The organism is Lentibacillus amyloliquefaciens, assembly GCF_001307805.1.
Lineage (GTDB): Bacteria > Bacillota > Bacilli > Bacillales > Amphibacillaceae > Lentibacillus > Lentibacillus amyloliquefaciens.
This window is the reverse complement of the sequence record NZ_CP013862.1, coordinates 1,432,006-1,445,769: the sequence shown is the minus strand read 5'-3', so window position 1 is coordinate 1,445,769 and position 13,764 is coordinate 1,432,006. Positions and strand designations below refer to the sequence as shown.

Annotated in this window: 8 protein-coding genes, 3 rRNA genes, 1 pseudogene and 1 other annotated feature; of the genes and pseudogenes, 7 read left to right on the top strand and 5 right to left on the bottom strand. The window is 45.8% G+C overall.

Annotated features, from left to right (window positions below; genetic code table 11):
- Positions 1–56: 56 nt before the first annotated feature.
- Positions 57–566: a gamma carbonic anhydrase gene (locus tag AOX59_RS07315; RefSeq protein ID WP_068443943.1), complete on the bottom strand. Its 510-nt coding sequence runs from the start codon at positions 564–566 to the stop codon at positions 57–59.
- Between the two features lie 88 nt (positions 567–654).
- Between AOX59_RS07315 and AOX59_RS07310 the strand changes: the two genes are divergently transcribed.
- Positions 655–1,722: a tetraprenyl-beta-curcumene synthase family protein gene (locus tag AOX59_RS07310; protein ID WP_269465211.1), complete on the top strand. Its 1,068-nt coding sequence runs from the start codon at positions 655–657 to the stop codon at positions 1,720–1,722.
- A 17-nt stretch (positions 1,723–1,739) separates the two neighbouring features.
- On the opposite strand, the gene mnmM is transcribed toward AOX59_RS07310, so the two are convergent.
- Positions 1,740–2,309: a tRNA 5-(aminomethyl)-2-thiouridylate-methyltransferase MnmM gene (mnmM, locus tag AOX59_RS07305; RefSeq protein WP_068443940.1), complete on the bottom strand. Its 570-nt coding sequence runs from the start codon at positions 2,307–2,309 to the stop codon at positions 1,740–1,742.
- A gap of 166 nt (positions 2,310–2,475) precedes the next feature.
- Positions 2,476–2,690: a binding site (T-box leader), on the top strand.
- Between the two features lie 108 nt (positions 2,691–2,798).
- Between mnmM and leuS the strand changes: the two genes are divergently transcribed.
- Complete coding sequence (gene leuS, locus AOX59_RS07300; protein ID WP_068443937.1) at positions 2,799–5,213, top strand: leucine--tRNA ligase; 2,415 nt, start codon at positions 2,799–2,801, stop codon at positions 5,211–5,213.
- Positions 5,214–5,405: 192 nt separating this feature from the next.
- On the opposite strand, the gene AOX59_RS07295 is transcribed toward leuS, so the two are convergent.
- Positions 5,406–6,128 carry a hypothetical protein gene (locus tag AOX59_RS07295; protein WP_237049387.1) on the bottom strand — a complete coding sequence of 241 codons (723 nt, stop codon included), beginning with the start codon at positions 6,126–6,128 and terminating at the stop codon, positions 5,406–5,408.
- 203 nt (positions 6,129–6,331) lie between these two features.
- Between AOX59_RS07295 and AOX59_RS20235 the strand changes: the two genes are divergently transcribed.
- From AOX59_RS20235 to rrf, 5 genes and pseudogenes are all read left to right on the top strand, one after another.
- Positions 6,332–6,472 (top strand): rhodanese-like domain-containing protein, encoded by a 141-nt coding sequence (locus AOX59_RS20235; RefSeq protein ID WP_237049386.1) that lies wholly within the window; start codon positions 6,332–6,334, stop codon positions 6,470–6,472.
- 15 nt (positions 6,473–6,487) lie between these two features.
- A pseudogene (locus tag AOX59_RS20580) lies at positions 6,488–6,640 on the top strand (rhodanese-like domain-containing protein); the annotation flags it as partial.
- A gap of 354 nt (positions 6,641–6,994) precedes the next feature.
- A 16S ribosomal RNA gene (locus tag AOX59_RS07285) occupies positions 6,995–8,563 on the top strand.
- Between the two features lie 149 nt (positions 8,564–8,712).
- Positions 8,713–11,637: ribosomal RNA gene (locus AOX59_RS07280) — 23S ribosomal RNA — on the top strand.
- A gap of 144 nt (positions 11,638–11,781) precedes the next feature.
- Positions 11,782–11,897: ribosomal RNA gene (gene rrf, locus AOX59_RS07275) — 5S ribosomal RNA — on the top strand.
- Together the 16S, 23S and 5S rRNA genes form the textbook arrangement of a ribosomal RNA operon.
- A 125-nt stretch (positions 11,898–12,022) precedes the next feature.
- On the opposite strand, the gene AOX59_RS20005 is transcribed toward rrf, so the two are convergent.
- Positions 12,023–12,184, bottom strand: a complete 162-nt coding sequence (locus tag AOX59_RS20005; RefSeq protein WP_169792865.1) for a hypothetical protein — start codon at positions 12,182–12,184, stop codon at positions 12,023–12,025.
- A gap of 243 nt (positions 12,185–12,427) precedes the next feature.
- Positions 12,428–13,693: a BaiN/RdsA family NAD(P)/FAD-dependent oxidoreductase gene (locus tag AOX59_RS07270; protein ID WP_068443931.1), complete on the bottom strand. Its 1,266-nt coding sequence runs from the start codon at positions 13,691–13,693 to the stop codon at positions 12,428–12,430.
- Between the last annotated feature and the right edge of the window lie 71 nt (positions 13,694–13,764).

Below are 13,764 nucleotides of genomic sequence, written 5' to 3'. Positions count from 1 at the left end.
CCCTGCTTTCTGTTTGAAAAAGGTTCTGTTGTTTGATGAGAGGAATCCTCTGCTGATTAAAGTTTCGCTTTATAGTACTGTCCTTTTTCAATATACGATTTATAAACGCGTTCCATCTCCTGATAATCGTCTTCAGTCAATTCGCGGACAACTTTAGCAGGTCTGCCAAGAGCAAGTGTTTGTGGTGGTATCTTTTTACCCGGCGGCACCAGGCTTCCTGCTCCGACAAAAGCATGCTCGCCGATTTCAGCACCATCGAGAATGAGTGATCCCATACCGATCAAAGCGTGTTTGCGGACAGTGCAGCCATGCAATGTCACCTGGTGGCCAACTGTCACATAATCTTCTACTGTTATCGGCAAATCAGGACTTTGATGGACCATGGATAAATCTTGAATACTCACGCCTTTTCCAATCCTGGTTGGTGCGACATCCCCGCGAATGACGGTTTTAAACCATATGCTTGACTGTTCATCGATTGTCACATCACCAATGACCGTTGCATCATCGGCAATAAAAACAGATTCATGGATATCCGGGTAATGATATTTATATGGCTGAATCATTTGAATCCCCCTTAAAAATATGGTGATATTATAATTAGCAGTATAGCAAAAATTTCACGTTTGCAGCGAATGATCGGAGGAATGGGTGTTGGCTTACACCATACCGAAAACGCCGTTTACATTAATGACAGCAGTCTATCGTAAAATTTTTCCGGCCGTTAATGCAGAATTGAATTTTTGGCAAAAACGCGCTGGAGCAATTCCCAATGAAGAATTAAGACAGCAGGCTTTAGCAAGCATTGAATCAAAACGGTTTCATTGCCTGGGAGGTGCTGTTTATGCACTCCTGTCAGGCTTCAGGTGGCGGGAAGCCATCACGTTTATTGTCGCTTATCAGACCATCAGTGATTACCTTGACAACTTATGTGACCGGAGCACATCGCTTGATCCGGACGATTTTCAGCAGCTTCATGAGGCGATGTCTGACGCTTTAAGCAGGCAAAACCCGATCCAGAATTATTATGCCTTGCGTGATGAGCAGTCAGACGGGGAGTACTTAGCTGACCTGGTACGAACATGCCAGCGAACCATGCGGCGCCTTGACGCGTATGATGTTATCGGCGGTCATGTATTGGAACTCGAACGATTATACAGTGATTTGCAGGTACATAAACATGTGAAACAAGAAGAGCGGATTTCGAGGCTTATCAACTGGTATAAAGAAGAAGCCGATGATTCATCACTGTTTTGGTATGAATTTTCAGCAGCTGCCGGCTCTACACTGGGGATATTTTGCCTCGTTTCCTATGCTCTGAATGGTATGTCCGCGGAATTGGCGGATAAAATTATTGAAAGCTATTTTCCATTTGTGCAAGGGCTGCATATTTTGCTGGATTATTATATTGATCAGGAAGAGGACAGGGTTGAAGGTGATTTGAATTTTTGCAGTTATTACGATAATCCCGAGCTGATGCAAAAGCGGTTTATGTATTTCATTGAGCAAGCTGATCATCAGGTGCAGCAGCTGCCCGACCGGCGTTTTCATGAAATGGTTCATCACGGGCTTGTAGGTCTTTATCTTGGTGACCCGAAAACAAAGAAGCTTGATGGCGGAATGACCATTACTGATAATTTGCTGCAGATAAGCGGATATAAAGCACGTTTTTTCCATTGGAATACAAAGCTTTACCACCGTATGACAAAAACCCGGAATTGAATCCGGGTTATCAATGTTTAATTTCTTTTTTGGATGGCCAAAATGAATGGCGGATCGTTCTTTTGATTGATGAAGCCATAGCACAGAACATGATACAGTTTCTGGTCCAGCAGCCGGACATATTTCATCAATTGCTCCCGTTCTTCCTCTCCGCCTTCATGACCGTGATAGACGACAAGAACGACAATGCCATTTTGTTTCAAATGGGAAATGATGCCTTCAATTGCCAATATCGTTGATTCACTATGGGTGATGACTGATTTGTCGCTTCCGGGAAGGTATCCCAGGTTAAAAATTGCTCCGCCAAGCCGAGTCAGTTTATCCACAGGCATGTGATGCATGAAATTGCTGTGGCTGTCGTTAATAACTGTGGCATTTGTTAGCTTGTTCCGGACAAGACGAGCCTTGGTATTCAGAATGGCCTGTTCCTGGATGTCAAATCCGAAAACATGGCCATCTTCCCCGACCAGCTGACTCAGAAAAATGGTGTCATGGCCGTTGCCGCACGTCGCATCGATAACTGTATCGCCTTTCTTGACGGCTTCTTCCATTAAATAATGTGAGTAGTTTATAATTCCTTTTATCATAGCTTTGTTTTGTGCTCCTTTATATTGCGCTGAATAAATAGTATTTTTATTTTAGCATGAACACCTTGTAATGGGAAGAACAGGAAACTAATGTACCTTGACAAAGCTAACCGTATTGGTTAAAATTCGTTGTACAATTATCGCCTTTTTTGAACAATTCTATTAAGCAATAACATTGAAAAGGATTAGTAATTAACTTTTCTCAGGTGAAGCGAGGCAGTGGCTGGTGAAAACTGTTCCTGAGACGTTTTTGAACTCACCTTAAAGTTGCAAAGATGAACGTCAGTAGTCTTTGCCGTCAAACCCGCGTTAAGGAAACAAGTGAGCACATGTTGTGTTAATTTGGGTGGTACCGCGGGAGATAAGCTTCTCGTCCCTTTTATCGGGGATGAGTAGCTTTTTTTATTAGGCAAGCTTATGCTGGTTTTATAAAAAGCAGAAGATGTTTGCTATTCGTATTGTTACAAATGAATAAGGAGGAAGAACAAAATGAGTTTCAATCATCAGGAAATTGAAGCAAAATGGCAAGAATATTGGGCTGACAATAAAACGTTTAAAACGAATACATTTTCAAATAAGGAAAAAGTATACGCACTTGATATGTTTCCATATCCATCAGGTGCAGGTCTCCATGTCGGGCATCCTGAAGGCTATACGGCAACCGATATTTTTTCCCGGATGAAACGGATGCAGGGCTATGAAGTGCTTCACCCGATGGGATGGGATGCATTTGGACTGCCGGCAGAGCAATATGCCATTGATACAGGCAACAGCCCGGCTGCATTCACTGAACACAATATTGCAACATTTAAACGGCAAATTAAAGAATTGGGTTTTTCCTACGACTGGGATCGTGAAATTAACACAACTGATCCCGAATACTACAAATGGACCCAGTGGATTTTTGCAAAACTGTATGAAAAAGGCCTGGCATATATGGATGAAATCCCCGTTAACTGGTGCCCGGCACTTGGAACCGTACTTGCAAACGAAGAAGTAATTGACGGTAAAAGTGAGCGGGGCGACCATCCGGTTGTCCGAAAGCCGATGAAGCAGTGGATGCTGAAAATTACTGCCTATGCAGACAGACTGCTGGAAGATCTGGAAGAACTGGACTGGCCGGAAAGTATTAAAGATATGCAGCGCAATTGGATCGGACGTTCTGAAGGTGCTGAAATTACGTTCGGCATTGAAGGCCATGATGAACAATTCACGGCTTTCACCACGCGCCCTGATACATTATTTGGAGCGACTTATGCTGTGTTTGCACCTGAACATCCGCTGGTTGATAAAATTGTAACCCGCGATCAGCAGGATACTGTGAATGCCTATTGGAAGCAGATTGAAACTAAATCTGACTTGGAGCGTACAGACCTGGCCAAAGAAAAAACCGGCGCATTTACAGGTGCATATGCCATTAACCCTGTAAACAATGAAAGAATGCCGATCTGGATTGCCGATTATGTTCTGATGAGTTATGGAAGCGGAGCAATTATGGCAGTTCCCGGTCATGATGAGCGTGACTATGAATTTGCGCAAAAATTTGAACTGCCGATCAAAGAAGTTGTTGCTGGTGGTGATCTATCGAAGGAAGCTTATGTTGATGACGGTGAAATTGTTAATTCCGATTTCCTGAACGGCTTGATGAAAGATGATGCTATCGTCAAAATGATTGATTGGCTTGAGGAAAATAATAAAGGAACCGGAAAAGTGACTTACCGCCTCCGTGATTGGCTGTTTTCCAGACAGCGTTATTGGGGAGAGCCGATTCCGATTATTCATTGGGAAGACGGAACGATGAGTGCGGTTCCGGAAGAGGATCTGCCGCTGGAATTGCCGGAAATGGATGAAATCAAACCGTCCGGAACCGGGGAATCGCCACTGGCCAACAGCGACTGGGTCAATGTAACTGATCCGAAAACCGGTGTGAAAGGCCGTCGTGAAACAAATACAATGCCGCAATGGGCCGGCAGCTGCTGGTATTTCCTGCGCTTTGTGGATCCTAACAACCCGGATGAGCTGGCTGATCCGAAGGCACTGGAAGAATGGCTGCCGATTGATATTTATATTGGCGGCGCGGAACATGCGGTGCTTCATTTACTGTACGCCCGGTTCTGGCATAAATTTTTATATGACATTGGTGTGGTTGCGACAAAAGAGCCGTTCCAGAAATTATTTAACCAAGGTATGATTCTCGGTGAAGGCAATGAAAAAATGAGTAAATCCAAAGGAAATGTCATCAATCCGGATGATATTGTCACGTCTCATGGCGCTGATACATTGCGCTTGTATGAAATGTTTATGGGACCGCTTGATGCAGCTGTTGCCTGGTCAACGAATGGTCTGGATGGTGCACGACGCTTTTTGGACCGCGTATGGCGCCTCGTTGTCAATGAACAACGAGAACTGTCAGGGAAAATTGTGGACACAAATGAGGCAGCATCACTTGAGAAGGTCTATCATGAAACGGTTAAAAAAGTTACCGAGGATTTTGAAAACCTGCATTTTAATACGGGCATTTCTCAATTAATGGTATTCATTAATGAAGCTTATAAAGCAGATGAAATTCCCAAAGCGTCTATTGAAGGTTTTGTTAAAATGCTTTCCCCGGTTGCACCGCATTTATCTGAGGAAATGTGGGATATTCTGGGGCATGAAGAAACGATCACCTATGAAAAATGGCCGGAATATGATGCATCCAAGCTCGTTGAGGACGAGATGGAAATTGTGGTTCAAATCATGGGTAAGGTTCGTGCCAAATTAAATGTTGCAAAAGACATTTCAAAAGAAGACCTTGAAAAGCAGGCACTGGAAAATGATCGCATACAGGAACTGATTGAAGGGAAAACGGTTCGTAAAGTGATTGTGGTTCCAGGAAAACTGGTGAATATTGTTGCCAATTAAATGAATGAAAGATTTTTACTTGAAGCACATCCCAAAAATCAGTGTGAAATCTGACTTTTGGGATGTGTTTTATAACTAAGCTTAGTTGAAGGTCATAGAGGTCAAGGAAGTTTTAAGGTCTTTTAAGGTCTGACCTCAGACTTCAGATTTCTTAGTTTAAGCAATCGTTGAAAGAAATCTTTTCCGGATCTGTTAAGAAGGAACCCATTCAGTTTCCAAAATAATCCATTTATCGTGTTCATAATACCAGAGTGTTTCGACAGTTCCAAGAAGATCCGCGTGATAAGCACCGCTTATATGCTGAAAGCTTTTCAGACCGTATCCCTTTTGATCACTGATTTCCACAGGTTCAAAAAAAGAGATTGGCTCAATGATTGGTGTTGTGCTGTCCAGTAATTTCCCATTTTCATTATAGATGCCCAGTTGTTCATATTCCGAAGAACGATGATTCACATTTACTGTCTCAGGCTCCAATTCATGATCGATCTGGATTTCAACTTTAAATCCATCTTTAAATTTTGCTTTGATACTTTTCTGCTCCGGCAAGGGTACTTCTTTCAATTCATTCGTACTCACAGTGTGTAAATGATAATGATATAACCCTCTGTTTCCGCCTGCAGCACTTTGATAAAATAAATCTTTCACACCATTATGATTAAGATCATAAAATTGAATGGCAGGGTTATAACCGCCTTCATAATTAATGTTCCACTGCTGGTCATCGTTGCCTGAAATGACGGCTTTTATTTCTGCATAATAATCCGAGTCAGGAGCAAAAGGCGCCCCGTTTAATTTAATTTTTTCTTTTGATGAATCACCGGTTATATCCATATTAAATGTCTCAAGCTGTTTTAATGAAGTATCGGTTAACTCAGCACCGGTTAAGAGCGGAAAAAACAGTCCAATGAAACTCATAATAACCATAGCCCTCATTTGGCATTCACCTCAAATATCAACGTTGCTATAGTGTGTGTTTTATATTTGCGTCGTATTCATAACAAAGGTTAGTGTAGAAATGAATTAAAATTTACTTTGAGCCAATTTAAACTGCTTGTATTAAGCGAAATTTATTGTAACCCGAATGCTGTGGAACGTTCCAGTTATTAAGGAGAATAAGCATGGATCATATTAATACAGTAACGCCTGATGAAGTAAGAAGGGTGATGAAAGATGACGATAATACAGTGGTTATAGATGTTCGGGAAGATGACGAAGTTCAACAAGGAATGATTGAAAATGCCCCAGCATCTTCCGCTTGAGAAAACCCTCATTCCACAAATGAACTCAATAAAGATAACCATTACATTCTTGTTTGCCGATCGGGCAGAAGAAGTATGATGGTTGCATCGTTCCTTGATGAGCATGATTTCAAAGCTCCTAATATGGAAGGCGGCATGCAGAATTGGGATGGAGAAGTCATTGTCTAGTCATGCAGCAAAACTTTTCACCACAATTTGAGTTGAATTTTTTTAAGTTTTATTGTTGACTTTTAATAATGACGGTAGTATTATTGTTCTTGCTGTTGAAAAACGGCATTAACAAAACACATTGATTAAGCCAAAAGTTATTGACACTTTTCAACAATGGTGATATAATATTATCACTGTCGAACAGACAGTAATTTGCTCCTTGAAAACTGAACAAAACAACCAGTATGACAAACGATGTCAGAGGTAAGAAGTTGAAGAATCAGCTGAGCTGATTTGATGCAAACTTTTACCCCTTGAATCAATTTTTGTAAGCTAAGACTGAGATTGATCGGTGTCAATTTCGGACAAACTTTTTTGGAGAGTTTGATCTTGGCTCAGGACGAACGCTGGCGGCGTGCCTAATACATGCAAGTCGAGCGCGGGAAGCAGGCAATCGCCCTTCGGGGCGTGCGCTTGTGGAACGAGCGGCGGACGGGTGAGTAACACGTGGGCAACCTGCCTGTAAGACGGGGATAACTCGTGGAAACGCGAGCTAATACCGGATAATGCTCATGGCTGCATGGCCAGGAGCTGAAAGGGCGGCCTTTGGGTGCCGCTTACAGATGGGCCCGCGGCGCATTAGTTAGTTGGTAAGGTAAAAGCTTACCAAGGCGACGATGCGTAGCCGACCTGAGAGGGTGATCGGCCACACTGGGACTGAGACACGGCCCAGACTCCTACGGGAGGCAGCAGTAGGGAATCATCCGCAATGGACGAAAGTCTGACGGTGCAACGCCGCGTGAGTGATGAAGGTTTTCGGATCGTAAAACTCTGTTGTCAGGGAAGAACACGTGCTGTTCGAAGAGGGCAGCACCTTGACGGTACCTGACCAGAAAGCCCCGGCTAACTACGTGCCAGCAGCCGCGGTAATACGTAGGGGGCAAGCGTTGTCCGGAATTATTGGGCGTAAAGCGCGCGCAGGCGGTCTTTTAAGTCTGATGTGAAATCCCGCGGCTCAACCGCGGGCGGTCATTGGAAACTGGAGGACTTGAGTGCAGAAGAGGAGAGTGGAATTCCACGTGTAGCGGTGAAATGCGTAGAGATGTGGAGGAACACCAGTGGCGAAGGCGACTCTCTGGTCTGTAACTGACGCTGAGGTGCGAAAGCATGGGTAGCGAACAGGATTAGATACCCTGGTAGTCCATGCCGTAAACGATGAGTGCTAGGTGTTAGGGGGTTTCCACCCCTTAGTGCTGAAGTTAACGCAATAAGCACTCCGCCTGGGGAGTACGGCCGCAAGGCTGAAACTCAAAAGAATTGACGGGGGCCCGCACAAGCGGTGGAGCATGTGGTTTAATTCGAAGCAACGCGAAGAACCTTACCAGGTCTTGACATCCTCTGATGGCGGTAGAGATACCGTGTTCCCTTCGGGGACAGAGTGACAGGTGGTGCATGGTTGTCGTCAGCTCGTGTCGTGAGATGTTGGGTTAAGTCCCGTAACGAGCGCAACCCTTGATCTTAGTTGCCAGCATTCAGTTGGGCACTCTAAGGTGACTGCCGGTGACAAACCGGAGGAAGGCGGGGATGACGTCAAATCATCATGCCCCTTATGACCTGGGCTACACACGTGCTACAATGGATGGAACAAAGGGCCGCGAAGCCGCAAGGCCAAGCCAATCCCATAAAACCATTCCCAGTTCGGATTGCAGGCTGCAACTCGCCTGTATGAAGCCGGAATCGCTAGTAATCGCGGATCAGCATGCCGCGGTGAATACGTTCCCGGGCCTTGTACACACCGCCCGTCACACCACGAGAGTTGGCAACACCCGAAGTCGGTGAGGTAACCTTTTCAGGAGCCAGCCGCCGAAGGTGGGGCCAATGATTGGGGTGAAGTCGTAACAAGGTAGCCGTATCGGAAGGTGCGGCTGGATCACCTCCTTTCTAAGGATTAATAAGGAACATACTGGGTTGTTTGGTTCAGTTTTGAGGGAGCAATCCCCTTAATTTAAGAAGTTGTACCTTGAAAACTAAATAAGAGCAAGACATTCAACGACATTGAAATGACGCGTTCGTTAAACGAACGCAAACTTAGTTAAGTGATTAAGGGCGCACGGTGAATGCCTTGGTACCAGGAGCCGATGAAGGACGGGACTAACACCGATATGCTTCGGGGAGTCGTAAGTAGACTGCGATCCGGAGATTTCCGAATGGGGCAACCCGCTGTCCGTAATGGGGCAGTGCTTGTGTCTGAATCAATAGGGCACAAGCGGCACACCCGGGGAACTGAAACATCTCAGTACCCGGAGGAAGCGAAAGCAAGAGCGATTTCCCGAGTAGCGGCGAGCGAAACGGAAACAGCCCAAACCGGAAAGCTTTGCTTTCCGGGGTTGAAGGACACGCCATTGGAGTTATCAAGAAACGTTTTAGGCGAATTGACCTGGAATCGTCAGCCAAAGCGGGTAAGAGCCCCGTAGCCGAAAAGACGTTTCCTCCGGCGTGGATCCTGAGTACGGCGGAACACGAGAAATTCCGTCGGAATCCGGGAGGACCATCTCCCAAGGCTAAATACTCCCTGGTGACCGATAGTGAACCAGTACCGTGAGGGAAAGGTGAAAAGCACCCCGGAAGGGGAGTGAAAAAGAACCTGAAACCGTGTGCCTACAAGTAGTCGAAGCCCGTTAATGGGTGACGGCGTACCTTTTGTAGAATGGACCGGCGAGTTGCGATCGTATGCAAGGTTAAGTGTTAAGCACGGAGCCGAAGCGAAAGCGAGTCTTAAGAGGGCGTAAGCAGTATACGGTCGCAGACCCGAAACCGTGTGATCTACCCATGTCCAGGGTGAAGGTCAGGTAACACTGACTGGAGGCCCGAACCCACGTATGCTGAAAAATGCGGGGATGAGGTGTGGGTAGGGGTGAAATGCCAATCGAACACGGAGATAGCTGGTTCTCTCCGAAATAGCTTTAGGGCTAGCCTCAAGGTTAAGCGTACTGGAGGTAGAGCACTGATTGGACGAGGGGCCCTCACCGGGTTACCGAATTCAGTCAAACTCCGAATGCCAGCGACGCATCCTTGGGAGTCAGACTATGGGTGATAAGGTTCATAGTCGAGAGGGAAACAGCCCAGACCGCCAGCTAAGGTCCCTAAGTATACGTTAAGTGGAAAAGGATGTGGAGTTGCTCAGACAACCAGGATGTTGGCTTAGAAGCAGCCATCATTTAAAGAGTGCGTAATAGCTCACTGGTCGAGTGACTCTGCGCCGAAAATGTACCGGGGCTAAACGTATCACCGAAGCTGCGGATTGTTCTGTTAGAACAATGGTAGGAGAGCGTTCCAAATGCTGCGAAGTCAGACCGTGAGGACTGGTGGAGCGTTTGGAAGTGAGAATGCCGGTATGAGTAGCGAAAAAAGAGTGAGAATCTCTTTCACCGAATGCCTAAGGTTTCCTGAGGAAGGCTCGTCCGCTCAGGGTTAGTCGGGACCTAAGCCGAGGCCGAAAGGCGTAGGCGATGGCCAACAGGCAGATATTCCTGTACCACCTCGTGAACGTTTGAACGATGGGGGACGCAGCAGGATATGGAAAGCGCACTGTCGGAATTGTGCGCCCAAGCAGTGAGGGAGTTGAGCAGGTAAATCCGTTCAACAATCTCAAGCTGTGAGGGGAGGGAAATTGAGTACCGAAGTTCCAGATTCCACACTGCCAAGAAAAGCCTCTAGTGAGTTCACAGGTGCCCGTACCGCAAACCGACACAGGTAGGCGAGGAGAGAATCCTAAGGTGATCGGGAGAACTCTCGTTAAGGAACTCGGCAAAATGACCCCGTAACTTCGGGAGAAGGGGTGCTCGTCATGAGAGATGAGCCGCAGTGAATAGGCCCAAGCGACTGTTTATCAAAAACACAGGTCTCTGCGAAGCCGAAAGGCGAAGTATAGGGGCTGACACCTGCCCGGTGCTGGAAGGTTAAGGGGATGCGTTAGCGCCTTCGGGCGCGAAGCGCTCAACCGAAGCCCCAGTAAACGGCGGCCGTAACTATAACGGTCCTAAGGTAGCGAAATTCCTTGTCGGGTAAGTTCCGACCCGCACGAAAGGTGCAACGACTTGGGCACTGTCTCAACGAGAGACCCGGTGAAATTATACTATGCGTGAAGATGCGCATTACCCGCGACTGGACGGAAAGACCCCGTGGAGCTTTACTGCAGCCTGATATTGAATGTTGGTACAGCTTGTACAGGATAGGTGGGAGCCGTCGAAACGTGAGCGCCAGCTTACGTGGAGGCACCCGTGGGATACCACCCTGGCTGTACGGACATTCTAACCCCGGACCGTGACCCGGTCCGGAGACAGTGTCAGGCGGGCAGTTTGACTGGGGCGGTCGCCTCCCAAAGTGTAACGGAGGCGCCCAAAGGTTCCCTCAGAATGGTTGGAAATCATTCGCAGAGTGCAAAGGCAGAAGGGAGCTTGACTGCGAGACCTACAAGTCGAGCAGGGACGAAAGTCGGGCTTAGTGATCCGGTGGTTCCGCATGGAAGGGCCATCGCTCAACGGATAAAAGCTACCCCGGGGATAACAGGCTTATCTCCCCCAAGAGTTCACATCGACGGGGAGGTTTGGCACCTCGATGTCGGCTCATCGCATCCTGGGGCTGTAGTCGGTCCCAAGGGTTGGGCTGTTCGCCCATTAAAGCGGTACGCGAGCTGGGTTCAGAACGTCGTGAGACAGTTCGGTCCCTATCCGTCGTGGGCATTGGAAGTCTGAGAGGAGCTGTCCTTAGTACGAGAGGACCGGGATGGACACACCGCTGGTGTACCAGTTGTTCCGCCAGGAGCATAGCTGGGTAGCTACGTGTGGCAAGGATAAGTGCTGAAAGCATCTAAGCATGAAGCCCCCCTCAAGATGAAACTTCCCATCACGTTAAGTGAGTAAGATCCCTCAGAGACGATGAGGTTGATAGGTCCGAGGTGGAAGCGTGGCGACACGTGGAGCTGACGGATACTAATCGATCGAGGACTTAACTAACCCGCAAAAAACGTTGAATGAAGCTCTTATTTAGTTTTCAGGGTGCAAATTTGTCAAAACCCCTTGCATTTTCTGGTGAAAATGCCTATAATAATTCTTGTCCGTCAAAACGGAAGAGACGACAGCACGATAGAAATGACAAAGTCTGGTAGCGATAGCGGAGAGGTCACACCTGTTCCCATGCCGAACACAGCAGTTAAGCTCTCCAGCGCTGATGGTAGTTGGGGTTTAACCCCTGCAAGAGTAAGACGCCGCCAGGCAATAGAGAAAAGGCTGATCTTAAACTAATGAGATCAGTTTTTTTATGTAATAATCCTTAATATAATTGAAGTTAGATTTTAAATAAAAAAGCGCATCCAACACAGATGCGCTTTTTTGTTTGTTTCTAACTACTCTGGTTACCATTATTCATTTGGGAGACAATCGGAGCGGCTTGTTGTAATGCTTGTCCAAAATTTTGGTTGTTTCTTGTCATACTGTAATATGTTGCAGCTCCGACCCCTACAGAAGCGATTAACGGAAGCCACATATTGTTATTTTTTTGCATGCAAATTCATCCTTTCTTTTTAGCCTTTGAGTCATTCTTAGCTTTATCAATAACGCATCAAAAAATGTCAGGTATCAAATCCCAGTTTAAAGAAGCGATATAATGTGAGCAAGACCTCTGATTGGAAAAAATAAGTAAAAAGCGGGTTTAAATAAAAATAGACGAATGGGGACTGTCGAAGTATGAGACAGTCCCCATTCAAGATATCAACGGAAGAAACAAGATATCAATGGAAAATCAGAATTAGGCGCCGGCTTTAGTTTCTGCCGCCGCATTTAATCCTGCAAGCCGTCCGGTTACCAGTGCGGAGGTAATATTATAACCACCCGTGTAACCATGAATGTCCAGGATTTCACCGCAAAAATACAAACCGTGCATGTATTTAGATTGTAATGTTTTGGGGACGACCTCTTTTATTGACACACCGCCGCCCGTTACGAATGCCTTTTTTAACGGAAGTGAGCCATGAACCGTGAAACGAAAATTTTTCAGGTCATGAATCACATTTCGTAGAGCTTCTTTTGATACTGTTGCCGCTTTTTGGTCGGCATCTATTTCATGGATAGCGAGCATATGGTCAAGAAGTCTTTCCGGTACAGTCCCTTTTAAAATATTTTTGAATGACTTTTTAGGGTTTTCTTCGATCTGTTTTAAACTTGACTGTATCAATTGCTCTTCTTGTTTGTCAGGGAAAACATCAAGCAGCATGGTGACGTCTTCACGGCCTTTCATGAGTTCTTTGACCACAAATTGAGAGCAGCGCAAAACCGCCGGTCCGGAGATGCCGAAATGGGTAAAAATCATGTCCATGCGATGGGTGATCAACGGTTTATTCTTTTTGTTCAGGACTGAAAGGGAAACGTCTCTTAATGATAATCCCTGCAGGCTTTTATTTTGAATGAACGCTTCGCCGGAAGTAAGCGCTACTTCTGTCGGATACAATTCTGTAATGGTGTGTCCTGCTTTTTTTGCCCAACTGTAGCCATCACCTGTTGATCCGGTGTGAGGAACGGCTTTTCCTCCGACTGCGATGATCAACGATTTAGTGTATAATTTTTCTCCGCTATCCAAAATAACGGTATGTTCTTCCTGATCATAATGCACAGCTTTTACTGGTGTTTTCATACGAACTTCGACACTTAGTTCATCTAACTTATTAATTAATGCATTGACAACTGTTTTGGCTGAATTGGAGACAGGGAACATCCGTCCATGATCTTCTTCTTTCAGGCCAACGCCCATTCCTTCAAAAAAATCGATAATATCGTAATTATTGAAAATGGAAAATGGGCTGTATAAAAATTTTCCGTTCCCTGGTATATGTTTGATGACTTCTTCTTCGGGAAGCCTATTTGTGACATTACAGCGACCGCCGCCTGAAATAGCCAGTTTAGTGCCTAACTTTCTTCCTTTTTCCAGTAATAACGTTTTAGCGCCATTTTCGGCTGCGGCAATGGAGGCCATTAATCCTGACGGTCCTCCGCCAATTACTACGACATCGTATGACAAAATTCTCCCTTCCTTTCATTTGATAGCATACCACGTTTTACAGCACCCTAAAAACAATTCATCTATTGCGA